We start from the raw sequence: 26,460 nt of genomic DNA, 5'->3' as shown, positions 1-26,460 counted from the left end.
CCATCGTGGGAGCGAGCTTGCTCGCGATGACGGTTGCATAGTCAACATCGATTCATGGGGCCGTTGATCCTGGCAGCGCTGAATCAAATGCGGGAAGCCAGTCGCTGACCAGTCAGCAATGATGGCGGAAAACTACAGAGGTTCCGCGGTCTGGATGAGCGAGTTCAACACCAGCTTTATTTCAATCGCCGGATCTTCATGCCCTTGTAATATCAAGCCTTCGGCCAAGGCAGTGAAGGTCTTCGCAAGCGCGGCATGTTCCAGCGGCGGCTTCTTACCTGCATGGTTGAATATGATCGTAATCAACTTGCCCAAGGCCTCGCTGTTTTCCTCATGCAAGTCGTAGTAATGCTGTGAGAACTCTTCGTCACGCAGGGCGATCAGTTGCAACTCGGCATCGAGGATCGCACAGCGGGTATTGTTCTTCAGGGTGTCGATATAGGCATTCAAGCCATGGCTCAACTGCTCCGACGAGTACCCCGACGTCAGGGTCGTACTCAATCGGTCGATTTCAACGCGCTTGAAGCGTTGAGTCAGTTGCAGGAGCAAGTCCGATTTACTGGCGAAATTGGAAAAGAAGGCGCCTTTGGAAAAGCCGGCCTCCTCGGCAATGACGTTGACGCTGGCGGCATGAAAGCCTTTGCGGATCATCAGCTCAGTGGCGGTGTCGAATAATTTGTCTCTTGTTAGTTGCTGGCTCTCTTCTCGACCTAGTCTCTTTTTGATCACGCCCTCGGCTCCTTTGGCCAGTCAAAATATGCACCTATCTAAATGCGACGAAGCGGCTACTCACTGTATGGAATCCATTTTCGCCATCATATCTTATACGCGCCTCGCTCAATGATTTACATTTTAACTTTCATCAAGTGCCATGTATGTGCCATGTAACCGGAACAGCCTGGCAAGATGCGAGATGGATTATGCAGTCACCTTTTTCGCCCAGGGACAGGTGAGCCCAAACCGTCAAGGTCCATTGCCTGGCGAGCTGGATGGAACCGTTCCGGGCTTCCTCAAAGCAGCATTTCCCGGTACTCCACAACCCGCGGCAGCGTGGAAAAACCTGCGTGAGCCCCCGTTCAGAGCCATCAATTCGAGATCAATACTAAATACCGCTTGATTCTCAAATACCGAATGGTTTTTAATTGCGCCGTTGGTGAAGCCCAACGCCTGCCCCTGGCATCGCGTCCGTGACACGGATCTCGATGCAATGGCAGGTCATCTCACAGGAGCGGTATTTTAATGGAATATGCCTTCGTTACAGGCGCTACTGGCCTGCTCGGGAATAATGTCGTTCGTGCGCTGTTAAAACGAAACATCAAAGTAAAAGCACTGGTTCGTTCCGCAGAGAAAGCCAAGAAACAGTTCGGCGGCCTGCCCGTCGAATGGATCGAAGGCGACATGCTCAATGTCGATGCCTTCAGTCATGCCTTGCAAGGGTGCGACGCCTTGTTTCATACGGCGGCCTATTTCCGCGACAGTTACAAAGGCGGGAAACACTGGCAGAAACTGTATGACACGAATGTGACCGGCACCGAGCGACTGTTGCAAGCCGCCTATGCCGCCGGTATCCGTCGCGCCGTCCACACCTCTTCCATTGCCGTGTTGAAGGGCAATAAAGATCAAGTGATCGATGAAACCATGTCTCGCAGTGAACAGGAGGCTGACGATTACTACTTGAGCAAAATATTGTCCGAACAAAAGGTCCAACAATTCCTGGCGCAGCACCCGGACATGTTCATTGCCATGGTATTGCCAGGGTGGATGTTCGGCCCGGGGGATATCGGCCCCACTTCCTCAGGACAGTTCCTGCTCGACTTTGTCGGACAAAAACTGCCCGGCGTACTGCCCGGTAGCTTTTCCGTCGTTGATGCCCGGGATGTGGCCGAACATCAAATCGCAGCCATCACCCGTGGCAGGTCCGGAGAGCGTTACCTCGCCGCCGGCAATCACATGGACATGAAGAGCATTTTCCAGGCGCTGGCCAGCGTCAGCGGCGTAAAAGCCCCGGAACGAAAAGTGCCGTTGTTCATGCTGCGAATCATCGCGCTTATCTATGAAGGTTATTACCGGATTACCAAGAAACCGGTACTCATCAGTACTTCCACAGTCAAGCTCATGGCGCAGGAACAAGGCCGTACGCATTTCAGCCACAAAAAAAGTTCAAGGGAGTTGGAATGCCAGTTCCGCCCCGTCGCTGAAACCCTGACCGATACCCTGGACTGGTATCGAAACAACAACTACACAGATGCTTGATTGAGACAATTCATATAAAGCCTGCCTCTGTAGTAATTTTTTTGACGCGTTCTATATCCAAGGATTGAAAGAGGTTGGTAAATGAAAAGCCTTTCATATAAAGAAGGTTTTCTGCATCGTTTTGTCGGTTTTTCGGAATCGTTCCCCGAGCAAGTTGCTATCCGGCACCTGGACACGGAAGAGGATACCGTCACTTATCGCGAGCTGCGCATCAAGGCCGAAGCCTGCAACGGTGCCCTGACGGCGCTCGGGGTATTGCCAGGCGATAAAGTAGCGCTGGTGCTGCCCAACGGGGTGGCGTTCATCGCTTACTACCTGGCGATTATCGGGCGGGGTGCCATTCCGGTCATCCTCAACTACAAGTTGACCCCTTTTGAAATGAACAGTGTGGTCAGCCTCGCCAGGCCGACCCTGGTGGTCACGACCGAAGCGCTATGGGTGCAACACCACGAGGTATTCCAGCCGGACAACGGCGTCAAGCACGCCCTGGTGCTGGACGGTGGGAGCGAACCGTCATCGCCCCTGCCCGCCAATGCAACGGCCGCCTCTCAACTGCCTCAACAGCTCGAACCCTTGCTGTTGCCCGAAGGCAATCCGATCGTCTCGGTGCAGTTCACCTATCGAGGCCTCGGCAGGCCCTTGGCTGTTTCACACCGCTATCTCGACCTGACGCAATCGAGCGATGGGCTGCACGAACACTTTCACCTGCAAGGCGTCGGCTCCGTGCATCTGGTGACGCTGCCGCTGTATGCCATCTTCGGCCTGTCCGTGATGATGGTGTTTCCCTTGAGCGTGGGCGCCACCCTGCTCATGACCAACACCCTGCTCAACCGGGACCTGGCAGAAGTCCTGTCCGAGCATCAGGTCACCTTCGCCTGCCTGGTGCCTGACGTCATTCGCTACTTCAATACACGACTGGCCAAACGCAAAGGCGCGCGGTTGCCGTTGCACCCGCAACTGATGATCTACTCGGGCGGCAGCCACCTGCCGGCCGATGAAGCCGAGAAACTGGGCACGCTGCTGGGCTGCAACCCGGTACTGCAGGGCTACGGCTTGACCGAAAGCATGCCGGTGATCGTCCAGAGCTCGATTGGCCCGGTCCACCGCGGCGCCATGGGCCAGCCGATCAGCGGCGTGGAACTGCGCGTTGTCGATGCCGAAGGCCAGGACGTGGCACCCGGGCGCATCGGCGAATTGCTGATCCGCGGCGCGATGGTGATCGACGGCTACCACGATGCCGAGGACACCAATGCCCGGTTCTTCCGCGATGGCTGGTTCCACAGTGGTGACCTGGTCTGGCGGGACGACGATGGGCATGTGTTTTTCTTTTGCCAACGCCTGCGCATCTCGAAGATCAAGGCGCAGATGGTCGACCTGGTGGAAATCGAATCCATCGCCCTCAAGCACCCCGACGTGGTGCGCGCCAGGGCCTATATCGTCCCGGACCACAAGGACGTCAACGTGCTGCACCTGTGCGTCGAAGGAACCGGCGAGCTGACCCAGAACGCGCTGAGCACCCTGCTTTCGCGCTACCTATCGGGCTTCAAGCTGCCCAAGACCATCGAGATCATCTCGCTCAAGGAAGAGGCGCATGCACACTAACAGCACCCAACCGGTCCTGGCCGTTTTCGACTTCGACGGCACATTGACCGACCGGCACACGTTCTGGCGCTACATGCGCTATATCGTGGGCACCCGTTCGTTCTGGCTCAGGATCATTCCCCTGCTGCCCAAGATGCTCAGCGTGATCCTTGGCATCACACCGCTGATGCAAGCGCGCCTGGCCTTCATTGCCTGTTACCTGGGCGGCCTGTCGGTGGAGCAAGAACGCGAGCACGCCAAATACTTCATCAGCGAACAGCTGCCACTCTGGCTCAGGCCCGAGGCGTTGCGACGGCTGCAATGGCATCAATCCATGGGGCACATCACCGCGCTGGTCAGCAACTCGCCGGAAAACTACCTGATCCCCTGGGGCCAGGCCGCAGGGTTTGACTATGTGTGCGGCACGCGCCTGGCCACGGCAAAGAACAAACTGACTGGCGGGATAGCCGGTACCAACTGTGTAGAGCGAGAGAAAGTCACGCGGCTCAAGGGCTGCCTGAACAACCTGGATGATTTTTACATTTATGCCTACGGCGACTCATCAGGCGACGATGCCCTGCTCGGCATTGCCAACTCCCCCTTCTACAGAAACTGGTACTGATCGATGAACACGCTGAGCACGTTGGCCCCCAAGCATTTCAAGCGCCCCGGCAGCGCCCCCACCGTCATGATCGTCGGCGCCGGCCCTATTGGCCTGTCCCTGGCGATCATGCTGAAAAAATGGGGCGTGGCGTTTCGCATCATTGAAAAAAACGCCGGCCCCTCGACCGCGACCAAGGCGATGGCGATCCATTCCCGCACCCTGGAAATCTTCCGAGACCTGGGTGTTGCCGAACAAGCCATCAGCGACGGTTTCACGATCAACCAATTCTCCGTGCAGTCGAATGCCAAGCGGGTGCTGAACTACAACTTCTCCTACCTGGACGCGACCTATCCCCTGCTCTTGAGCCTGCCACAGCCGCAAACCGAGAAGATTCTCCTGGAGCGGCTGAAGGAACTGGGCGCAGAGGTGGAGTGGAACACCGAACTGGTGGACATCGAAAACCTGCCGAGCTCGGTGCGCATGACGCTCAAGCATGCCGACGGCACCGACGAAACCTTCACCAGTCGTTGGGTGGCCGCCTGTGACGGGGCTCGCAGCAACATCAGAAAACGCCTGGACATGACCTTCGAAGGTTCGTCCTACGATCGCTTCTTCATGCTCGCCGACGCCGATATCGAGTGGTCCGGAAGCAAGGACGAAGGCGCGTTCTTCCTGGGTGCCCAGGACGGTTACGTGGCCGTTGCGCCGATCAGCGCCCAGTCCCGTTATCGACTATTCATCGAAATGCCCTACAACCTGCCACCCGAAGGTGAGCGCCCGTCCTTGAGCCTGGAGAACTTCCAGCGCCTGTGCGAAGGACGTGGGCAAAAGATGACGCTGTCCAATATCTCATCGACCACCATCGCCTCGTTCCAGCATCGCCGCGTGCAATCGATGCAACAAGGCTCGGTGTTCCTGCTGGGGGACTCGGCGCATATCGGCAGCCCCATCGGTGGCCAGTGGATGAACCTGGGGGTTTCCGAGGCCTATAACCTGGCCTGGAAAATGGCTTATGTCGATCAAGGCTTGGCGGATCCGTCCTTGCTCGACAGCTACAACGAAGAGCGTTATCCGGTTGCTTTGGAAGTTGAAAACACCGCACACCGCCTGACGGGGCTGATTACCGTCCGGCGGCGCGCCCTCGTTTGGCTGCGTGACAATGTCCTGCCGCTGTTGAGCAACCGGAAAAAGGTCCAGCGCAAACTGCCATCGATGATTTCCGGTCATCAATATCACTACGAGAAAAGTGATTACATCCAAGAATCGCTGACAAAAAAGCAGCGCAACAACTGGAACAAAAAGGGGAAAAAAACCCAGTTCCAAACCGCAGCGCCTCGCGCTGGACAACTGGCGCCCGATGTCGAGTTGTGGCAACTGCAAGGGATGCCCACAAAACGCTTGATCGACCTGTTCCATGGAACGTTCACGCTGCTGATTTTCAGCGCGGCCGATCAGTTTTCGCCTTTATTGCCGGGCTATTACGCGTTAGCCGAGTCGGTGGAAAAGGACTACCCAGGCATCAAGGCCTATTGCGTGATCGACGCCCTGAGCAGCGCCGGCTTGCCGGCCTGGCACTCGACACTGCTGGACCCCGATTGGCGGCTGCACAAGCGCTACCAGGCCAAGGAAGGCACGTTGATGCTGATTCGTCCGGATGGCTACATCGCTTTCCAGGGCGCGGATGCAATGACACTCGTTACTTATCTGAACGTAAGGTCCGGGTTGCTCAAGGGCGCCAGCAAAACAATATCTTGCGAGACCGACGCAGTGGAACTCCAACTTTAAGTCGCTCCATGGCTACGGCCGATTTACTTCACTGATACAAACAAGGCCCAGTCCTGGGCCATGATTTTTGATCTTTCTTTTGTATAGAAATATCGACCGACTTGGTTAGGAGAACCTTATGCGCGTGCAACTTAACGATGTGGTGCAGGAATTCATTGTGTCCAATGGGAAAATAGCCCATAGCTATTTCTCTCTGTCCGAAAAAATCATTGATTCATTGTGCGAATCCAATATCGCCAAGGAAGCGATATTGCTGCGCGTGTTGGAACAGGCCGAATCCGTCACTGCCCACTATTTCAATGCTCATCAACAAGTTCTCGAGGGTGTTTATGCCCATGGGATCGAAACCTCCGTCAGCCAGAATGTCGCTGTGCTGGAGCCCGTTCACTCGAGCCCGACAATCCTGGCCCCGGTGCCTGCCACCGAAACCGTCGAACAGGCTGCCGCACTCAGCTACGGGCAATGGTTGCGCGGCGAAATCAGCACAGTCACCGGGTTCCAGGCACAACAGATCGACTTCGATCAAAGTTTCGAAAGCCTGGGGATCGACTCGCTGGGGCTGGTGGACATATTCGAATCCCTGGCCCAGCACTTCCCGGAAAAGAAAGACCTCACCTCGCAGCTATTCGATGCCTCTACCCCAACCGCCCTGCTGGCACGGCTGGAAGCCGATCCGCAGGCATCGGCGGTGGATGTCCAGGAGTGGGTATTGAATCAACTGGCGGCGATCACCGGCTTTACGGTTGAGCAGATCGACCCAACACACAGCTATGAAAGCCTGGGCCTGGATTCGCTGGTGCAGTTGGATTTCCTCGAATCAGTCGTCGCCCTGTGGCCACAGCTCAAGGCTCACAGCTCCGAGCTGGCCAATGCCAAGTTCCCGCAGGCAACCATTGCGCTGATTCAAGCCGCCCTGGCCGATTCCCAGCCGCAAGCGGCGCCCTCACCTGCCGCGACAGTCCCCCAAGAACAGGAAGAAAACCTGCTGCTCAACGCCCTGTCGCCGTTGATCCCCGACGCCGCGCAGTCGATCGATATCCAGACGCCTTTCGCCCAACTGGGTCTCAACGGCTTCGCCCGGGAAGCGCTCTGCCAATCCATGGCACAACGGTGCTCGGCCAGCGAGTTTGCCGGCGAAGCGCTGATGTCCCGTCGCACGCCCCAGGATGCCTTGGCCCTGCTGGCCAGGCTGAGCTAACCCCAGCAGCAATAGGAATGGAATCCGGGTGACAAACAGGTCACCCAGCATTTTGGCGATCAGGAGACAGGGTATGAGTGGCGCAGCAACAACAGCGGGCGATTTTTGCTTCAGCGCAATGGCGGGCGAGTTTCCGGGGGCACCGTCAACGGAGGCGCTCTGGCAGTTGCTCGCCCAAGGGCAGATCGCACCGATCGAATCGATGCCGACACGCTGGGAGGTGGACAAGGCGTCGATCTATTCAACCAAGGCCGGCGAGAAGGATCGTACCTACCTGGACAGCGCGTTTTGCCTGACCGACGACGCCTCGATCCCCTCCCGCCACGAAGGACGGCAGGTCGCCATCGGCCAGAAAGTGCTCCAGACGCTGTTGAGCCAACTCGCCGCGCAAGGCTCGCCACTGAGCGGCGAACGCACGGCGCTGGTGGTCGCGACATCCTGGAGTGACGAGAGCTATTTCGTCACCGGCCTGTCCGGAAAAACCGCTGCATCGGCGGGCTTTACACCGGGTGAACAAGTGGCGACATTGGCTGCGGCCTTTGCCTTGGGTGGGCCGGCGTTATCGGTGGACACGGCCTGCAGTTCGTTCCCCTACGCCCTGGACATGGCCCAGGCGCTGGTCAACAGTGGCCAGGCGGACAACGCGATTGTCATGGCCCTCAACACCGTGCTGCCACCGGCGCTGTTCCTGGGGTTCTCGCAGTTGACGGCGTTTTCCGCCCGGGCGCGGATGGAAGCCTTCGGCCAGGACGCCGACGGCATCGTGCCGGGCGAATGTGCGGTCGCGTTTCTGGTCGAACCCGTCGCCCTGGCCCTGACGGCGCAGCGCCGTCCCCTGGGCGTCTTGCGCGCCTTGGGCATGTCCGCCGACGGCGCCGAGGGCTCGGTATTCGCCCCCGGCAAACAGGCCCAGTATTCGGCTTACCAACGTGCCTATCGCGGCCTCGATCCAAGGGACGTGGACTACATCGAGACCCACGGCACCGGTACACCGCTGGGGGATGCGACGGAGCTGGCCTCGCTGAACAGCTTCTTCGCCCCCCATCGCCCGGACGGCGAGAAAATCACCATCGGTTCGATCAAGTCGGTCATCGGCCATCCCCTGGCCGCTGCCGGCGGCGCTTCGCTCGCCAAGGCCTTGATGATACTGCGCCACAAAGGCATTCCACCGCAGCCTGGCTACCGTCCCAGCACAAAGGTCGACGACACCTGCCTGCGACTTGCCACCCAGCAAGTGCAGCCCTTGGAAGAGCGTCCGTCGGCAATCCGGATTGGCATTTCCAGCTTTGGTTTTGGTGGCGCCAACGCGCACCTGGTGGTGGACGAATACCGGCCCGACGACCACCCCGCCGCAGCCCCCGCAACCACTTGCGGCGTGCTGATGCTGGACCTTGCCATTGTCGAGGCTGAAGCAGCGCTGGGCAGCCATCGCTCGTTGCAAGCATTCCAGCAGCAGCTCGAGCAACCCGCCGCCCCCTCGGTCATGTTTCCTTATGGGCGCTTCGTTGATTACACCCCGGCGCCCGGTCAGCCTTTGCTGGGCAAATTTCTCGCCCAGGACCACGTCATCGATATCGACGGTTTCGGCATGGGCCCCAAGCCGCTGGCCCATGTCGATCCGTTCAAGCTGTTGATCACCGATCGCGTCAATCACTTGCTGCGACGCTTGCCGGGCGTGGCCGGTTCGTCCGGCACCGCGATGGTGATGTGCTGCAACATGGGCGGCGAGCGCTTCAGCAACGCCTATAGCAGCGCCCACAACTTCTATTCCCGGACGCAAGGCGCGGCGCCGGGCGTCGAGGTGACTGACGTGGCGACCATGTTGCCGAACATGTTGTCCGGCTACCCGGCGCAGATTTTTGACTTCAAGGGTTTCCATCAGACCCTGGTCGGCACCGCGGGTCTGTTCTGGCAAACCATGCTGGCCTCGCCGCAATGGTTCGACAACGGCATCACCACGCTCCTGCTCGGCGCCGGGCGTTTTTTCAGCGGCGAAATCGAGGTCGAGCGCGCTCGGTACAGCGCGATCCAGCAAGGGGAAGGACTGGGGTTGCTTGCGCTGCGCCGCTATCAACCGCTGGCCACTGAAAAACCCTTGCTGGTGATCCGCGCGGCGGTCCTCGCCCACGCTGCCGACTCGTTGGAAGAGGCTTGCCAACGGCTGGGCAAAGCACCGAGCGACTATCCGAACGTTGAAGTCTGCGAGTTGCAGCCCGTGACGACGCCTGCCAGCGGATCGCTGCAAGAGATCACCGGTTTCCTGGCTGAAGCCAGTGGCATCGAAACCCTGCTGGCAGTGATGTTACGGGGCGCGTCCCATACAGTGATCGAAGTGCGCGACGCCGGCAAGGCGGTGATGTGGCTGTTTACCGAGCAGCTTCGCCAATGGAGCCCGCCCACGACCGAGGTCAGCTCGCCCATCAAGCATCCGTTCATGTTGCGCTTTGCCCATTCGTCATCCCAGGAACTTCAACAGGTCATCACGCCTGTCAGCCTGGTTCGCGAGCCGCAGAACGATGGCGTCGACGTGCAGCAGCTCAGCGACATGCTCACCAGCACCCTGCTCTCCGGGCTGCGGGTTCGGGTACGCGCCATGGAAAGCCTGTTCGCCCTGCACCGTGGCGATACCGCCCAGCGCCCGTCACCCTGGCAGCGCAGCGCGGAACATAGCGTGATCGCCAACGCCCAGCGCAACCCTCAGTCGCTGCACGCCCAACTGGTGGTGAATGAAGCGCACCCGTACTTCTTCGATCATCCGCTGGACCACATCCCGGGCATCTTGCTACTGGAAGGCGTGCTGCAACTGCTCGAACTGGCCATGCCGCCGCTGAGCGGACGGGTCGCCTACATCAAGACCCTGACGATCAAGTTCCAGCACTACGTACAGAAGGAGGGCACGGTCGATCTGCACGTCGAACAAGGCCAGGATTCCCAGGTGTTCAATGCCAAGGTCATGCAGGCCGGGAAAGTGATGTGCACCTGCGTCCTCACCATGGCCTACAGCTCCGCGTTCGAGACCTCGCCGGCTGGCGAATTCAGCGCCACGCCCTGCCGCGACAAGGCCCTGCTGCACAAGGCCAGGGCGCAAAACGTCATCGTCAGTGACATGAGCAGCGTCGCCCAGGGCCTGAGCGTGGACACCGTGAAACTGCCGCCGGAGCACTTCTTCCAGGCAGGCGATCCCCAGCACTATTCGATGGTGTATTTCCTCGAAGTGGCTCGCCAGTGCTACATGCAGATCGCCCACAGCCACCTGCAGATCCCGCTCAATACCCCGATGAACCTGCTGGCCTTGAGTTTCACCCTGGATCGGCCCATCCCCAGGAACAGCCCGCTGTCATTGGCGCCGCAAGCCGGTTTCGATGCTGCGCTCCAGGCCTTCAAGACCAACCGCATCTATATCGACCTGTTCAACCGGGGCGAAAAAATCGGTCAAGCCAGTATTACCGCCCAGGTGCTGAGTCAATCGGCGCCGGCAGCCTGAGCCTTGAATGGATCTGCCCACCCCGCATGACCGTGCCCCCCACAACCAAGGTGTCGCCGTGAACGATGTCAACGTGCAAGTCATAGTCAAATCGCCCCCTTCCGAAATCTGGAAGCTCTGGAGCAATTTTCCCGACGCGCCGCTCTGGGATACCGACGTCCGCCAGTGTCAACTCGACGGTCCGTTCCAGGCGGGAACCCGCGGCCGATGTGTCCTCAAGAATGGCTTGACGATGCCCCTGAAACTGGATGCCGTGAGCCCGTATGAAAGTTATCGCAACAGCGCCCGGCTGCTCTGGATCGACCTCGAATTCGATCATCGGATGCGCAGGCTCTCTGCCGATGAAACCCATGTCATCCATAGCGCGAAGATCTCGGGGCCGTTGAGTTTCCTGTACCGCGGGCTGCTGCGTAAAGCGCTGGCCACGGCGATGACCACCGCCCTGGACAACCTGTGCAGGCTGGCTGAACAGCGGGCCATTGGCGCATCGGTGCGCGAAAGAACCGCGACGCCTCGCCCAATTCCGATCCGTTAATTGGATGTCACAGGGATACACAAACCGTGGCGAGGGAGCTTGCTCCCGCTGGGTCGCGAAGCGGCCCTGTTTTGGTGCTGCTGCGCAGCCCAGCGGGAGCGAGCTCCCTTGCCACAGGATGATTGCCCGGCTTTATTTCGCTTAGCTGACTGGCATTAGACGCTTCGCCTACTTATCGATAACAGCAACATTTCGGACCAAGCATGAACCTACAGAAAAACACCCACTATCTCGTCATGGGCGTCATGGGCCTGGGTGTCATCGCCCCAGCCTCGAGTTTCGCCGACACCCTCGGTCCCTATGTCAGTGGCATGGGCGGCGTGAACTGGGTCGCTGAGCAGGACCTTAACCAGAACGACCTTGACTTCGTCGAGATGGAATTCAACCAACCGTTGCATTCCGGCTTCGCCACCGGCCTGGCATTGGGCTGGCGGTTCCCGGTCGGGCTAAGACCCGAAGTGGAACTGAGCTACCGTCGCAACACCCTGACCCAGTTCAATCATCGGGTCTACGAAGGTGGTGGCAGTATCGACGGCAAAGGCGAAGAGGAAGCCACCAGCCTCATGGCCAACCTCTGGTATGACGTCACGAACCTGCCAGACCCGTTGAGCCGGTTCACCCCTTATGTGGGTGGTGGCCTGGGCTACGCCGTGCTGACCATCACCGGCCTGGAAGCCGGCGGCGTCGAGTTCGGCGACACCCATCGCGACACCGTCTCGGCCTGGCAACTCGGCACCGGGGTCGCTTACGAACTCAGCGAGCATTGGTCCATGTCCCTGGATTATCGCTACTTCAAGACCAGCGAAGCGCACTTCGGCAACATCCAGGGCCTGCCCCAGGGCGATGTGCAAACGGAGTACAACGCCCAGTCCTTGATGCTTGGTTTGCGGTATTGGTTGTAAGCGCTAGACGGATCGGTGCCTGGCCTTGGGCAGGCGCCAGTCCGCAGGGTGTTTGATCGATCATCGAGGAAATCAGCCCTGCAAAGTGTCCGAAGTAACCACTGGTCGGGATCTCCCCAACCAGAAAGGCCCTACAAAATTCGTGGTCTAGTATCAATCCAGGTTCGGCTGGAGATTCCCCATGTCGTTGGCTGAAGAACGCAAACCCGGACGCCGCAAAGAAACCCGGCTGTTCCTTTTCCTTGTCGTCTGTCTCTTTCCGTTGCTGTCGGTCGCCATCGTTGGCGGCTACGGTTTCCTCGTCTGGTTTTTCCAGATGCTGTACGGCCCACCCGGTCCTCCCAACTAGCGAATAGCGTTTTCTTGAAGGCCATTGGAGCTTGTTCATGGACGAAGCCCTGCATATTGCCAGTCTCATCGTACTCGCCCGACCGGAGTTGTTCGACGCGGTCAAGGCCAACCTGCGGCTGCTGGATGGCCTGGAACTGCATCATGAAAGCGCGGCCGGAAAACTCGTGGTGGTGCTTGAAGCCCAACACGAAGACCAGATCCTCCAGCGCATCGAACAGATCAACCAACTGCCTGGCGTACTCAATGCCGCGCTGGTCTATCACGAACGCCTCGACTCCGAAGGAGATGCCGAATGAACCTGACCCGCCGCGCATTCGTCAAGACCCAGGCCGCCGCCATTGCGGCCGCCGCTGCCGGACTGCCGATCGTGACGTCCGCCAGCAACCTGGTGACCGAAGCGGACATGGTCACCCTGGACTGGAACAAGGCCCCGTGTCGTTTCTGCGGCACCGGGTGCAGCGTGATGGTCGCGACCCGGGACAACCGCGTGGTCGCCACCCATGGCGACGTCAAGGCTGAAGTCAATCGTGGGCTGAACTGCGTGAAAGGCTATTTTCTTTCCAAGATCATGTACGGCGTCGACCGCCTGACCCAACCGCTGTTGCGCATGAAAAATGGCCAGTACGACAAGCAAGGGGAGTTCCAGCCGGTCAGTTGGGAGAAAGCCTTCGACATCATGGAGCTGAAGTTCAAGCAGGCCTTGAAGGACAAAGGGCCGCGGTCGGTGGGCATGTTCGGCTCCGGTCAATGGACGGTATGGGAAGGTTATGCCGCCAACAAACTGATGAAGGCCGGCTTTCGCACCAACAACATCGACCCCAACGCCCGCCATTGCATGGCCTCGGCGGTGATGGGCTTCATGCGCACCTTTGGTGCCGATGAACCCATGGGCTGCTATGACGACATCGAAGCCACCGATGCCTTCGTGCTCTGGGGGTCGAACATGGCCGAGATGCACCCGGTGCTCTGGAGCCGGGTCACCGACCGCCGCCTTAGCCAGCCCCATGTGAAAGTCGCGGTGCTGTCCACGTTCGAGCATCGCAGCTTCGAACTCGCCGACATTCCCATGGTGTTCAAGCCGCAAACCGACCTGATGATTCTCAACTACATCGCCAACCACATCATTGAAAGCGGTGCGGTCAACCAGGACTTCATCAACAAGCACACTCGGTTCGCCAAGGGTGTCGACGACATCGGCTACGGTTTGCGCCCTGACGATCCACGGGAAATGAAAGCCGCCAATGCCGCCAAGGCCAACAGCTGGACGGACATTTCTTTCGAGCAGTACGCCGCCTTCGTCAAGCCCTACACACTGGAGCGAACCGCCAAGGAAACCGGGGTGCCCGCCGAGCGTCTGAAAAACCTCGCCGAGCTGTATGCCGACCCCAAGCGCAAGATCGTCTCGTTCTGGACCATGGGCTTCAACCAGCACACCCGTGGCGTCTGGGCCAACAACCTGATCTACAACATCCACTTGCTCACCGGCAAGATCAGCGAACCGGGCAACAGTCCCTTCTCGTTGACCGGCCAGCCCTCGGCCTGTGGTACCGCGCGGGAAGTCGGGACCTTCTCCCATCGACTGCCGGCCGACCTGGTGGTGACCAATCCCAAGCACCGCGCCACCGCCGAGAAAATCTGGAAGCTGCCCGCCGGCACCATCCAGGAAAAGCCTGGCTTCCATGCCGTCGAACAGAGCCGCATGCTCAAGGACGGCGTGCTCAACGTCTGCTGGACCCAGGCCAGCAACAACATGCACGCCGGGCCGAACATCATGCAGGAAGTCCTGCCGGGTTGGCGCAACCCGAACAACTTCATGATCGTCTCCGATGTCTATCCGACCGTCTCCGCCCAGGCCGCCGACCTGATCCTGCCCAGCGCCATGTGGGTGGAAAAGGAAGGCGCTTTCGGCAACGCCGAACGCCGGACGCAATTCTGGCACCAATTGGTGAGCGCACCGGGAGATGCCAAGTCAGACCTGTGGCAGTTGATGGAATTTTCCAAACGCTTCACCACCGATGAAACCTGGCCTGCCGAATTACTGGCCAAGGCCCCAGAACTCAAGGGCAAGACCCTCTTTGAGGTACTGTTCAAGAATGGCCAGGTCGACCAGTTCCCCGTCGAGCAGATGGAAGCCGGCTACAAGAATGATGAAGCCAAGGCCTTTGGTTTCTATCCACAAAAAGGCCTGTTCGAGGAGTACGCCCAGTTCGGTCGCGGCCACGGTCACGATCTTGCCACGTTCGACCGCTACCACAGCGAACGTGGCCTGCGCTGGCCGGTGGTCGAGGGCAAGGAAACCCGCTGGCGTTATCGCGAGGGGTTGGACCCGTACGTGGAGAAAGGCAGCGAGGTGCAGTTCTACGGTTACCCGGACAAGAAGGCGATCATCTTCGCCCTGCCCTACGAGCCGCCCGCCGAATCCCCGGACGCCGACTACCCGTTCTGGCTGTCCACCGGCCGCGTCCTGGAACATTGGCACACAGGCACCATGACCCAGCGCGTCGAGGAGCTGTACAAAGCCGTGCCGGACGCGCTGGTCTATATGCACCCCGACGATGCCAAGGCCTTGAAGGCTCGGCGCGGCAGCGAGGTGAAGCTGATCAGCCGACGCGGTGAAATCCGCGCGCGCATCGAGACCCGCGGGCGCAACAAGCCGCCTCAAGGGTTGGTTTTCGTACCGTTCTTCGATGCCAACAAGCTGATCAACAAGGTCACGCTCGATGCCACCGACCCGATCTCCAAGCAGACCGACTATAAAAAATGCGCGATACGCATCGAGTTGGTCAGCGTGGCCTGAGGAGAACCGTGATGCTTTTTCGAATCCTGCCGTTGCTCCTGCTCGCGGTGATCGGCCTAGCGATCGCCGCTGATATCGACTACCCGCTCGATGCCCCCGCGCCAGACGGGCGCCGTCCCGGCGGCACGCTGACCCAGAGCATGCCTGCCCCACCCGTTGCCGATGAGGAAAACAAAGACCTCAAGCGCGAGCGTAATTACCCGGATCAGCCGCCGACCATCCCGCACACCATCCGCGGCTATCAGATCGACAAGAACGGCAACAAATGCCTGTCCTGTCACAGTCGCGCCAACAGCGCACGGACCCAGGCAACGATGATCAGCATCACCCACTACATGGACCGCGACGGCCAGGCACTGGCAGCTGTGGCGCCGCGTAGGTACTTCTGCAACCAGTGCCATGTGCCGCAGGCCGACGTGAAACCCTTGGTGGACAACAGCTTCGAGACCATCGACAAAATTCTGCAAGACGCCGCAAACGCCGCGCAAAAGCCTTGAGGAGGCAACATGAAAGCACTGTTCGCCCTGCTCAAGGACTACTGGGGTGTCCTGCGTCGTCCGAGCATGTACTACAGCCTCGGTTTCCTGACGCTGGGGGGCTTTGTCGCCGGGATCATTTTCTGGGGCGGTTTCAACACCGCGCTGGAGGCCACCAACACCGAGACGTTCTGCGTCTCCTGCCATGAAATGCGCGACAACGTCTTCGTCGAGCTCAAGGACACGATCCACTACACCAATCGCTCCGGCGTACGCGCCAGCTGTCCGGACTGCCACGTGCCGCATGAGTGGACCCATAAAATCGCACGCAAGATGCAGGCGTCGAAGGAAGTCTGGGGCAAGATTTTCGGCACCATTGATACGCGCGACAAATTCCTCGCTCTGCGACGCGAGCTGGCCGAGCACGAATGGGCCCGGCTCAAGGCCAACGACTCTCGCGAATGCCGCAACTGCCACAACTTCGAGTTCATGGATTTTACCCGCCAGGGCAAACGCGCCGCATCCATGCACTCGACATCACTGGCCAACGGCGAGGCGACTTGCATCGACTGCCACAAAGGCATCGCTCACAAGCTGCCCGACATGAGCGGTGTGAAGGGGTGGTAGACGGTTGCCATGCTCTGCGCAATCGCGTCTGCCACGACAATCCGGCAAATCTTTCGGTCCGAAACTCATCGCTTATCGCGACGTATACTGCATCTTGACGACTTCACCGATTCTCTGCGCAACGCCATTGGTGGGAGGCGTGACAGATCGGATCGACTGACCGCGATAAGGTCCGTCCGCGGGAAACCAATTCTGGACAACGACAACCTGTTTCGGTTGCTCGGCCGAAGCCGGGCCCGTGGAGATTTCATTGGTGAACTTGCAGGTATCAAACGTACCCAGGGCTGTCTTGAGCGTCTCACGCCCGTTATACGTCAGCTTCTCGACGACATCGAACTCGACCGTTGCCCCGGCGCTCACCGCTTTGTTTTTGTAGCTGACGGTGACGGTTTGCCCGGGTTGCAGATCAATCGGTGTGGAAGCGGGAGGCTGGTAGGTGGTGGTCACCAACGATGCCCCGGCACCATGGCGATCGCCGTAACGAACCAGCCGACCGTCCTTGATCTCGGCGAAGGTGGTCGTCAGGAAAAACGGCACATTATTCAAGAACGACGTGTGCACCGAAGCAACCGGATTGGCACCGGCAAATGCCTCACGCCCAAGCGTCTCGGTTTTGCCGCGACTGGTGGCTGGCGACAGGTTGTCGCGACTTTCATACTCCACCACCGTCCCGGCCTGAAAATCCGCTTCGTTGGTGCAAGCCGCGGAGGACGTCTCACTGGCCGTGGAAGCCGACGCTTCGGCGATAAAAGAACCCCAGCCACTGGCGGCAAGGGCCGAGACGGCGAACACCGTTGCCAGACGCATGCGGTAAGCCGTGTCGGCGTTGGACTTTCTGGCAGGTGTACTTTTCAAAAAACAGATCCTTGTTCAAATAGGCTCGTTGCGATCGATCGAAAACCCGACAGCGCCCATAGGTTAGGGTCGAGTGCCGACCGGCGCTATAGCGCAAGTGTGCTATAGGCTTTGCCCTCGTCCGGGCTGGGGGGGATGATCGGGACTACCGATACGCGCCAGACAATGACATCATAAGGCCACCACTTGGATCGAGCCTGGACGCGCTTCATTCTTCAGCCTTGAAACCGTATCAGAGGCTCGTATGACCGAAACACTGGAGCGCTTTGTCCAGGCGCAAGCGGCAACCTATGAGCGCGCTTTGCTCGAACTACGGCGCGGGCGCAAGGAAAGCCATTGGATGTGGTTCATCTTTCCGCAATTACGCGGCCTGGGTGTCAGCGAGAACGCCACCTACTACGGCCTGCGCGGCCTGAAAGAGGCGCGCGATTATTTGCATCACCCGCTTCTGGGACCGCGACTCGAACGCGCAACCCGCGCCGTCCTGGACTCGGAAGTCGCGGTAGAAAAACTCCTGGGGACCCTCGATGCCATGAAGTTCGCGTCCTGCATGACGCTGTTTGCAGCGGCCGCGGGCGAGCACTCCGTGTATGCCCAGGCGCTGGAGGGTGGGGTGAGTGTCGACTCAAGAACACTGGAATTACTTAAGGAACCAGAGTGATCTGGCCAGCGCTCGTTGCCTATCAATATCGAACCGATAGAGACCGTTTCCGATAAAGCGCTGGTGGGCGATGCGACCCACAGGTTGCCGAGGCTGGTCGACACGTTGGGCTGATCCGCCATGCAAAACTCGCCCATGATCGCCCCAAAGATTTCAACGAATACGCCGATACAGGCTTGATAAACTGACCGGCTCGCGGGTACGCCCTTGCGACGCAATGATTAAGGAGATCCAACGGACATGATTGTCGGCATTGACCTGGGCACCACCCATAGCCTGATCGCGGCATGGCGCGACGGCGCGGCGCAACTGGTACCCAACGCATTGGGCGAGTGGCTGACCCCGAGCGTGGTCGGCCTGGACGATGAGGGCCGGGTCATGGTCGGCCGCGCAGCCCTGGAGCGCCTGCAGACCCACCCCCAGGTCACCGCCTCGCTTTTCAAGCGCTATATGGGCAGCGCTCGTCTCACCACGCTTGGCAATCGACAGTTCCGGGCCGAGGAGCTCTCGGCCATGGTGCTGCGCAGCTTGCGCGAGGATGCCGAGCGGCATTTCGGCGAACCGGTGGAAGAGGCCGTCATCAGCGTCCCCGCCTATTTCAGCGATGCCCAGCGCAAGGCCACGCGAATTGCCGGCGAGCTGGCCGGGTTCAAGGTCGAGCGACTGATCAACGAACCCACCGCGGCCGCACTCGCCTATGGCTTGCATCAGCGCGATAGCGCCAGCACCTTCCTGGTTTTCGATCTCGGCGGCGGGACTTTCGACGTGTCCATCCTGGAGCTGTTCGAAGGCATCATGGAAGTTCGCGCCAGCGCCGGCGACAACTACCTGGGCGGGGAAGATTTCGACACGCTGCTGCTCCAGGATTTCGTTGCCGCACAGGCGGGCAACACCGAGGGGCCGATGGCCCTCGAAGACGCGCAGCTCTACGGTCGGCTGCGCCGTGAAGCCGAACGCGTGCGCAAATCCCTGGGCCAGGAGTCAAGCGCTACGTTCGCAGTACGCCAGGGCGAGCGCGAATGGCGTCGCGAATACACCCAGGCCGGCCTGACCGATCTGTATGCGCCCCTGTTCAGCCGCCTTCGAGCCCCTATCGAAACCGCTTTGCGCGATGCCCGCATCCGCGCCAGTGAGCTGGACGAAGTGTTGCTGGTGGGCGGCACCACCCGCATGCCGCTCGTGCGCAAGTTGGCCGCCAGCCTGTTCGGACGTTTCCCCTCGATCCAGCTCAACCCCGATGAAGCCGTGGCATTGGGCGCCGCCGTGCAGGCAGGGCTGAAGAGCCGCGACGCGGCACTTGAAGAAGTCGTGCTCACCGACGTCTGCCCTTATTCCCTGGGCATCGAAATTGCGGTCGAGTATGGCGGCAAGCTCGAAAACGGCCATTACCTGCCGATCATCGAACGCAACTGCGTGGTGCCCGTGAGCAAGGTCAAGCGCGTGTTCACCCTCCAGGATCAGCAAAAGGTCGTGCTGCTGAAGGTCTATCAGGGCGAAAGCCGTCGGATCAGTGAAAACATTCTCCTGGGTGAACTGGAAATTCCCGTGCCGCCCATGCCTGCCGGGGAAGTGGGGATCGACGTGCGCTTCACTTACGATACCAACGGCCTCTTGGAAGCCGATGCGCAGATCGTCCAGACTGGAGAGCGACGCAACCTGGTAATCGCCAATAACGCCGGCGTGCTGAATAGCGAAGAAATCAGCCAGCGCCTCAAGGCCTTGGAAGCACTGAAGATCCATCCACGGGACGAACAACCCAATACCCTGCTGATCGCCCGGCTGGAACGTCTTTACCAGGAAAGCCGCGGTGATCTGCGCCAACGGATCGATGAGTTGGCGACCCGTTTCGCCCAGATGCTCGATACCCAGGAACTGCACGACATCCGGGCGCTCCGGCTGCAGATCAGCGCCCAGCTCGACAGCCTGGAAGAAGGTGTCTGGCGATGACCTGCTGGGTGGTACTCGGGCTGCCGGAGGACGCCGATAAGCGCAGCATCAAGCGCCAGTATGCAAGCCTGCTCAAACAGCATCGGCCAGACGAAGATCCCGAAGGGTTCCAGCGCCTGCGAGAGGCTTACGAACAGGCGTTGGAGTGGGCTGACTGGCAGCAGGAAGTGGTGGTCGACGACGAGCAGCCAGTCCCCATCGAGCCGCCCCTCGTAGAACTGCCTGCCCCGAGGCAGGCACCGACAGGGCCCTCCCCCAGCCAGCGCCTGGCAGCGCAATGCCTGGAGGCGATAGACGCGACCAACCTCGCCAGCCGCCTGACGCAGGCGCGTCTTTATGCCTGCGAACGTGAATTCGAACACGGCCTGCTGGAGCGTTGCCTGACGCAGGAAGATACCTACGACCTGGCCGAAGCGGCCATTGCGCAGTTGCACTGGCTGACCCCCTGGCAGCGCCAGGACCTGCCCAGCGCCAGCACCGAGCAACTGCGCGGCAAGCTCATGGAGCTGGCATGGTCCCGCCTGACCGGGGCCTGCCACGATAGCCAACGCTTTCTCGATCTCGCCCGCCAGCTCGACGCCAGCCCGTGGCTACAAACCCTGGATGCTCGGCAATGGCTGAACCGCTGCCTGGCCATGGCCCTCCTGCAAGCACCGGGTTGGTCGGAGCAGTTGTTCGATGCCATCTGCGCGCAACAGGGCTGGAAGCAGACCGGCCACCATAGCCCGTGTCCGGAACCCTGGTGGAGTCAACTGCTTGCCCGCAGCCACTGCGCCACGTTCCTTCAGCAGCAGGTTCGCCTCGCCCAGGGTACCGACAGCAGCGAATCCCAGGCTGCACGCATGCTGTTTGGCTCGCTCGATGAAGACGCCCGGATGGGCTTGAGCATGAGCTTCAGCGCCGAGGATTGGGCTGCTTGCGAAACGCTGTATCGCAACGTCCAGCTTCGCTATCCCCATCTACTGGAAGAAATGCCTCAACTGGCCCCGGAACTATGGCGCTCGTTGCGTCGCGAACCGCCGATGCTAGCCGTGCCACTGGCCCTGCTCGGCACCTCGACCTACATGAGCTGGGCCTTGGAATATCAACTGGGCGGCGCGTTCCTCACCAGTTTGATCGACCTGCTCCTGCGCGCGCTGCTACTGGGTGTCGTCGCCTGGGGCCTGCATGCGTTCTGCAAAGCACTGGGCCGCGGTGCCTGGCGCCTCGACCGATCGATCCAGACGCGCTTTGGTCATTGGCTGAGCCTGCGACGTCCTGCGCCCCTGCCGATTCGTGAAAGTCTCTGGGTCGGGTTGCTGGGTGTTCCCATCTACCTGGCCGGAGGTGCTTTCGCCGCTGCAACTTATTTCGGGATCCTCGCTGCGCTCGCGGCCCTGAGCCGACGCACCGCCGCCCGACACGGCAAGTCCTTTATGGCTCGCGCCTACGAGCGCGTGCCCGGGGATGTACTGGTCGGCCTGTTCCTGGGAATACTCGTGCCCCTGGTCATGCTGGGCAATGCCTTGGCCAACCACTCGAGTCTTGCCGCAAATCAAGGCCTCCAGGCTTGGCCACAGCGTACCTGCGCCGCCCGCCAACTGACGGACTCGCCATGTCCTTCCAAACTTTCAGCCACCCAGTGGCATAAGCCCGACACCACCCAGGCAAAACAGCCATGATCAGCACCCGCGCCTTTATCACGGCGGTTGTCGTCCTGTTAACGATGGCTTGGCTGGTGCAGCGAGTCTCCAGTTCGGAAACCGTCGACAAAGCGACTCTTTCATCCTGGACCGACATCCAGGCCATTAACACTTGCCTGGTGGAAGGTGCGGAGCTGCTGGAACAGCGCTACGCCGACTATCACGCCGTTCTTACGCCGTCCAAGGATGTATGGCCGACCTGGCGGGGCTTTGTCGGGTTCGGCATGGGCTCTGACGATATCCTGAGGACCCAGGCCCCCTGCAAACCCTGGTTCCATAGCGACGATCCCGACCTGAACACCCAGGCCAAAAACTACGTCAAGGCCTATGACCGCCTACGGCCCGACGCACTGGCCATCGAGCGTTGGTTGGGGGACCGGTCGAACGAACTGCCTTCCCCCGAACTCGACCGACTCGAACAAGCCTTCAACCTGGGCCTGCAAGACGTACGTGCCCAAGCGATACCGTTGCGCCAGGCCCTGGAGCAACCGCAATTGCATGTTCGCGAGCAACAGTTGGCGGCCATCGAAACACGCCTGGGCCGTGACCAGCATTGGCAGATCCTGCGCTTCATGATCCTGGCACGTCAGACCATCAATGCACTCGACGCCATGACCGAAGGCGCACCGCTGAGCCCGGAACAACTGCTTACGGTGCAGCAGACTCTCACGACCCGTTGGACGGACGCCGAGACCTTGATACAGGCCCTGCCCCGGTTGCGCTCGGCCAACGGCAACCGGCCCGTGTGGACTCACATCAGCTTCGCCGCCAAGGAATGGATCACCGCTCTGGAGCGCTTGCAGCAACACTGGGCTTCAGGCGCCGATGCCGATGAACTGAACCAGGACCTCGCCGCCGCTCGGGCCGGTTATGACGAATTGCAATCGCGCTATAACACGGCGGTGAAGGCTCAGTATTGAGGAAACGTACGAGCGACGCCTGACGCTGTCCGGCGTGGATCGAGTTCTAGATCGAAAGCACAAAGCGGCATCCAGCCTCGATCTCCTCGCCACCCGACAGCGCTCCAGGCACAAACCCGCACCGCTCAAGGACCTTCCTTGAGCCGACGTTGCTCTCATAGACATAAGCCACCAATTGCGTAAGCCCCCAACGTATCCGCGCCGCCTCGATCAGATGTTTCAGGGCCTGCGTTGCCAACCCTTGCCCACTCGCGCGTTGATCAATGCGATAGCCCACCTCGGCGCAACCGTGCGGTGAATGGATGCCTTTCAAATTCGCCCGCCCCACGATTCGCCCGCTGGAATCTTCGATCACAAACGGATGCCAAGTGCCCTCGGCAAAATCGGCCAGATAGCTTTCAATGTGATCGGTGACGCCCGTCAATGAATAAAAGCTAGGGTCCCGTGGGTCAATCTGCGATTCGAACCATTCACGGTTATGGATTTCGAAGGCCAGCAGTGCTTGCACATCGGTCATTTCCAGCTCGCGGATCCTGAATGGTTTCACTGATTGTTTCTCCTGGGTCGTGAAGCTCAATCGTAAGGTCGAGTGATCGTTCATGGCGAGGGTTTCTGCTTGAGCGGTCTTTTGTTGGGGGGCCGCTGCGCAGCCCAGCGGGAGCAAGCTCCCTCGCCACAAAAACGGCGCAGGTGCGTCCGATGGGACAGAGGGACGGAACACCCCGAGGGCTTTTGTGGCGAGGGGATTTATCCCCGCTGGGCTGCGCAGCAGCCCCAAAAAGCTGAATGAGGTCTGCCTGAAACACCACAGGGCCAGGCTTCAGGGCCGCTACGCGCCCCAGCGGGGATAAATCCCCTCGCCACAGTTTGATGTGTACACGTGGTGAGATTTGAATGCCTCCCCCAAACCCGTGGCGAGGGAGCTTGCTCCCGCTGGGCTGCGCAGCAGCCCCAAAAAGCCGAATGCGGTCTGCCTGACACACCACAGGATCTGGCTTCAGGGCCGTTGCGCGCCCCAGCGGGAGCAAGCTCCCTCGCCACGGGGTTCATTTGATGGGAGCCATGAACGAAAAATGCTCCGTACCTTTCGATACGGAGCATTTCTTCAAGGCTTCCCGCGGATTGCCAGGGCTTCACGCAACGGTGAGGCGACTGGTTCAATCGCCTGCAGAGTCCAGAGCGACTCTACAGTTCCTATCGGGGGAGCCAGGGCGGAACCTGCCTGGAGTCCTTCAGGCGTTCTGGTTCCAGGGACGGTCTCCATGCTCGTCCTTGATGCGCGTCGGCAGGCCCATCACGTCCAGCGCCTCGAGGAACGCCTCGGCAGGCAGCTCCTCGACGTTGACCATGCGCTGCACGTCCCACTCGCCACGGGCCACCAACAAGGCCGCGGCCACAGGTGGCACGCCGGCTGTATAGGAAATGCCCTGGCTGTCGGTTTCGGCGTAAGCGTCCTCGTGGTCGGCCACGTTGTAGATGAACATTTCGCGCGGCTGGCCATCCTTGGTGCCCTTGACCAGGTCACCAATGCAGGTCTTGCCGGTGTAGCCCGGTGCCAGCGAGCTCGGGTCAGGCAGCACAGCCTTGACCACTTTCAGCGGCACGACTTCCAAGCCCTCGGCAGTCTTGACCGGTTGCTCGGAAAGCAGGCCAAGGTTCTTGAGCACGGTGAACACATTGATGTAGTGCTCGCCGAAACTCATCCAGAAACGCACGTTGGGCACGTCGAGGTTCTTCGACAGCGAGTGCACTTCGTCGTGACCGGTCAGGTACAGGTTCTGCGAGCCGACCACTGGCAGGTCGTCGGTGCGCTTGACCTCGAACATGGTGTTGCTGGTCCACTGGCTGTCCTGCCAGCTCCACACCTGTCCAGTGAATTCGCGGAAATTGATTTCCGGGTCGAAATTGGTGGCGAAATATTTGCCATGGGAGCCGGCATTGACGTCGAGAATATCGATCGAATCAATGCGGTCGAAATGCTGTTGTTGCGCCAGTGCCGCATAGGCATTGACCACACCCGGGTCGAAGCCCACGCCGAGAATGGCGGTGATGTTCTTCTCCTGGCACTCCTGGAGATGGTTCCACTCGTAGTTGCCGTACCAGGGCGGCGTCTCGCAGACCTTGCCCGGCTCTTCGTGGATGGCGGTGTCCAGGTAGGCCACGCCGGTATCGATGCAGGCACGCAGTACCGACATGTTGAGGAAAGCAGAGCCGACGTTGATGACGATCTGCGACTCGGTTTCGCGAATCAGCGCCTTGGTCGCTTCGACATCCAGAGCGTTCAGTGCAAAGGCCTTGATGTCGGCGGGTTGCTTGAGGCTACCCTTGGCCTTGACGCTGTCGATGATGGCCTGGCATTTGGAGATGTTGCGCGACGCGATAGCAATACGACCGAGCTCGTCGTTGTGCTGCGCGCACTTGTGGGCCACCACCTTGGCGACACCTCCTGCACCAATGATAAGTACGTTCTTCTTCAATTTCTTTATTTCTCCTTCCGCCAGCTCAAGAGAGGCTGGACAAGTAGTCGTCGTAAACAAACTCGCGAACCACCTCGACGCTGCCGTCGAGTTGCTTCACAACGATGGACGGCATCTTCAGGCCGTTGAACCAGTTTTTCTTGACCATGGTGTAGCCCGCTGCGTCGATGAACGACAGCCGATCGCCGATGGACAGCGGACGATCGAATTTGTACTCGCCAAAGATGTCGCCGGCCAGACAGGATTTGCCACAAACCATGTAGGTGTGTTCGCCTTCGCTCGGTGCCAGCTTGGCGTCCAGGCGATAGATCAGCAGATCGAGCATGTGCGCCTCGATGGAACTGTCCACAACGGCCAAGTGCTTGCCGTTGTAGAGCGTGTCGAGCACGGTGACTTCCAGCGACGCGCTCTGGGTGATCGCGGCCTCGCCCGGCTCCAGGTAGACCTGCACGCCATACTTCTGCGAGAAGGCCTTGAGCCGTGCGCAAAAAGCGTCCAGGGCGTAGCCCTCGCCGGTGAAATGGATGCCGCCACCGAGGCTGACCCACTCGACCTTATGCAACAAGTGACCAAAGCGCTCTTCGATAGTGCCCAGCATCTGGTCGAACAAGCCGAAATCGCCGTTCTCGCAGTTGTTGTGGAACATGAACCCGGAGATATGCTCGATGACTTGCTCGATTTTCACCGGATCCCATTCGCCCAGGCGGCTGAACGGTCGCGCCGGGTCGGCCAGCAGGTAATCGGAACTGCTCACTTGCGGGTTGACCCGCAGGCCGCGGACCTTGCCGGTCGAGGCCTCGGTGTAGCGCTGCAACTGACCGATGGAGTTGAAGATGATCTTGTCGCAGTTGGCGAGCATCTCCTCGATCTCATCGTCAGCCCAGGCCACGCTGTAGGCGTGGGTCTCGCCCGCGAATTTCTGCCGGCCAAGCTTGAGTTCATAAAGCGACGACGACGTGGTCCCGTCCATGTACTGCTGCATCAGGTCGAACACCGACCAGGTGGCGAAGCACTTGAGCGCCAGCAAGGCCTTGGCCCCGGACTGCTCACGCACATAGGCGATCTTCTGCATGTTCGCCAGCAGCTTTTGTTTGTCGATGAGGTAGTACGGCGTTTTGATCATTTTCGAGGCCTCCGGGCAAGGCGAGCCAAAAAAGGATGCGCATTGTGCCTTCACTGACTGCAGATCGAAAGAGCGAAAAGCCCCGTTCGCGCAATCATCCTGATCCAGGCCGACGCTTTGCGATCACCGGACATACCGGCTGCCCAGGCGACGAAATGCTGGATGATCTGACAAAGGGGGGTAACCGCAGAGCGCCGATGCT

The 26,460-nt window shown here is 59.9% G+C and carries 22 protein-coding genes; 17 read left to right on the top strand and 5 right to left on the bottom strand.

The features are described 5' to 3' along the window. Nucleotides 1-132 precede the first annotated feature (132 nt). Nucleotides 133-729, bottom strand: coding sequence for a TetR/AcrR family transcriptional regulator (locus AC3A5O_RS09000; RefSeq protein WP_305467424.1), 597 nt, complete (start codon nt 727-729; stop codon nt 133-135). A 510-nt stretch (nt 730-1,239) separates the two neighbouring features. Between AC3A5O_RS09000 and AC3A5O_RS08995 the strand changes: the two genes are divergently transcribed. The 13 genes from AC3A5O_RS08995 to AC3A5O_RS08935 all read left to right on the top strand — a co-directional run bounded on the left by AC3A5O_RS08995 (nt 1,240) and on the right by AC3A5O_RS08935 (nt 16,593). Further along, nucleotides 1,240-2,253: an SDR family oxidoreductase gene (locus tag AC3A5O_RS08995; protein ID WP_487753117.1), complete on the top strand. Its 1,014-nt coding sequence runs from the start codon at nt 1,240-1,242 to the stop codon at nt 2,251-2,253. Between the two features lie 81 nt (nt 2,254-2,334). Continuing rightward, nucleotides 2,335-3,855, top strand: coding sequence for a class I adenylate-forming enzyme family protein (locus AC3A5O_RS08990; protein WP_487753116.1), 1,521 nt, complete (start codon nt 2,335-2,337; stop codon nt 3,853-3,855). Further along, nucleotides 3,845-4,456 (top strand): HAD-IB family hydrolase, encoded by a 612-nt coding sequence (locus AC3A5O_RS08985; protein ID WP_122565806.1) that lies wholly within the window; start codon nt 3,845-3,847, stop codon nt 4,454-4,456. Before AC3A5O_RS08990 ends, AC3A5O_RS08985 begins: the two co-directional genes overlap by 11 nt. A 3-nt stretch (nt 4,457-4,459) precedes the next feature. After that, nucleotides 4,460-6,223, top strand: coding sequence for an FAD-dependent monooxygenase (locus tag AC3A5O_RS08980; protein WP_305481773.1), 1,764 nt, complete (start codon nt 4,460-4,462; stop codon nt 6,221-6,223). Between the two features lie 118 nt (nt 6,224-6,341). After that, the gene (locus AC3A5O_RS08975) at nt 6,342-7,421 is read left to right on the top strand and encodes an acyl carrier protein (protein ID WP_487753115.1); all 1,080 of its coding nucleotides are present in this window, start codon (nt 6,342-6,344) and stop codon (nt 7,419-7,421) included. A gap of 73 nt (nt 7,422-7,494) precedes the next feature. Further along, on the top strand, nt 7,495-10,905 hold the full coding sequence (locus AC3A5O_RS08970; RefSeq protein ID WP_487753114.1) for a beta-ketoacyl synthase N-terminal-like domain-containing protein: 3,411 nt from the start codon (nt 7,495-7,497) through the stop codon (nt 10,903-10,905). 7 nt (nt 10,906-10,912) lie between these two features. Further along, on the top strand, nt 10,913-11,440 hold the full coding sequence (locus AC3A5O_RS08965) for an SRPBCC family protein (protein ID WP_305467433.1): 528 nt from the start codon (nt 10,913-10,915) through the stop codon (nt 11,438-11,440). 203 nt (nt 11,441-11,643) lie between these two features. Beyond that, nucleotides 11,644-12,342: an outer membrane protein gene (locus AC3A5O_RS08960; RefSeq protein WP_305467435.1), complete on the top strand. Its 699-nt coding sequence runs from the start codon at nt 11,644-11,646 to the stop codon at nt 12,340-12,342. 181 nt (nt 12,343-12,523) lie between these two features. Beyond that, complete coding sequence (gene napE / locus AC3A5O_RS08955; protein WP_305467436.1) at nt 12,524-12,691, top strand: periplasmic nitrate reductase, NapE protein; 168 nt, start codon at nt 12,524-12,526, stop codon at nt 12,689-12,691. Nucleotides 12,692-12,728: 37 nt separating this feature from the next. Then, nucleotides 12,729-12,989 carry a chaperone NapD gene (locus AC3A5O_RS08950; RefSeq protein WP_305467437.1) on the top strand — a complete coding sequence of 87 codons (261 nt, stop codon included), beginning with the start codon at nt 12,729-12,731 and terminating at the stop codon, nt 12,987-12,989. Further along, nucleotides 12,986-15,490, top strand: coding sequence for a nitrate reductase catalytic subunit NapA (napA, locus tag AC3A5O_RS08945; protein WP_305467438.1), 2,505 nt, complete (start codon nt 12,986-12,988; stop codon nt 15,488-15,490). Before AC3A5O_RS08950 ends, napA begins: the two co-directional genes overlap by 4 nt. 11 nt (nt 15,491-15,501) lie before the next feature. Then, nucleotides 15,502-15,987, top strand: coding sequence for a nitrate reductase cytochrome c-type subunit (locus tag AC3A5O_RS08940; RefSeq protein ID WP_305467439.1), 486 nt, complete (start codon nt 15,502-15,504; stop codon nt 15,985-15,987). Nucleotides 15,988-15,996: 9 nt separating this feature from the next. Then, on the top strand, nt 15,997-16,593 hold the full coding sequence (locus tag AC3A5O_RS08935) for a cytochrome c3 family protein (RefSeq protein ID WP_163858287.1): 597 nt from the start codon (nt 15,997-15,999) through the stop codon (nt 16,591-16,593). Nucleotides 16,594-16,665: 72 nt separating this feature from the next. On the opposite strand, the gene AC3A5O_RS08930 is transcribed toward AC3A5O_RS08935, so the two are convergent. Continuing rightward, nucleotides 16,666-17,448 (bottom strand): hypothetical protein, encoded by a 783-nt coding sequence (locus AC3A5O_RS08930; RefSeq protein WP_305481775.1) that lies wholly within the window; start codon nt 17,446-17,448, stop codon nt 16,666-16,668. A gap of 244 nt (nt 17,449-17,692) precedes the next feature. Here AC3A5O_RS08930 and AC3A5O_RS08925 point away from each other — a divergent pair, with 244 nt between their 5' ends. The 4 genes from AC3A5O_RS08925 (at nt 17,693) to AC3A5O_RS08910 (ending at nt 22,658) form a co-directional block, all read left to right on the top strand. After that, a complete protein-coding gene (locus tag AC3A5O_RS08925; RefSeq protein ID WP_122565813.1) occupies nt 17,693-18,109 on the top strand; it encodes a DUF1810 domain-containing protein in 417 nt (138 codons plus the stop codon). Between the two features lie 240 nt (nt 18,110-18,349). Continuing rightward, nucleotides 18,350-20,056 (top strand): molecular chaperone HscC, encoded by a 1,707-nt coding sequence (locus tag AC3A5O_RS08920; RefSeq protein ID WP_305481776.1) that lies wholly within the window; start codon nt 18,350-18,352, stop codon nt 20,054-20,056. Beyond that, nucleotides 20,053-21,717 (top strand): J domain-containing protein, encoded by a 1,665-nt coding sequence (locus tag AC3A5O_RS08915; RefSeq protein WP_305490679.1) that lies wholly within the window; start codon nt 20,053-20,055, stop codon nt 21,715-21,717. The genes AC3A5O_RS08920 and AC3A5O_RS08915 overlap by 4 nt, the downstream gene beginning before the upstream one ends. Further along, entirely contained in the window at nt 21,714-22,658 is a 945-nt protein-coding gene (locus tag AC3A5O_RS08910) for a DUF3829 domain-containing protein (RefSeq protein WP_487753113.1), read from the top strand. Before AC3A5O_RS08915 ends, AC3A5O_RS08910 begins: the two co-directional genes overlap by 4 nt. 46 nt (nt 22,659-22,704) lie before the next feature. Here the strand turns inward: AC3A5O_RS08910 and AC3A5O_RS08905 are convergent, their stop codons facing one another. From AC3A5O_RS08905 to AC3A5O_RS08895, 3 genes are all read right to left on the bottom strand, one after another. Beyond that, on the bottom strand, nt 22,705-23,205 hold the full coding sequence (locus tag AC3A5O_RS08905; RefSeq protein WP_305471225.1) for a GNAT family N-acetyltransferase: 501 nt from the start codon (nt 23,203-23,205) through the stop codon (nt 22,705-22,707). A gap of 685 nt (nt 23,206-23,890) precedes the next feature. Continuing rightward, nucleotides 23,891-25,135 (bottom strand): saccharopine dehydrogenase family protein, encoded by a 1,245-nt coding sequence (locus tag AC3A5O_RS08900; RefSeq protein WP_122565818.1) that lies wholly within the window; start codon nt 25,133-25,135, stop codon nt 23,891-23,893. 25 nt (nt 25,136-25,160) lie between these two features. After that, complete coding sequence (locus AC3A5O_RS08895) at nt 25,161-26,258, bottom strand: carboxynorspermidine decarboxylase (protein WP_122565819.1); 1,098 nt, start codon at nt 26,256-26,258, stop codon at nt 25,161-25,163. Nucleotides 26,259-26,460: the final 202 nt, after the last annotated feature.

It is taken from the genome of Pseudomonas sp. Soil_N_39 (assembly GCF_057655955.1).
This window is presented reverse-complemented; position numbering and strand designations above follow the sequence as displayed.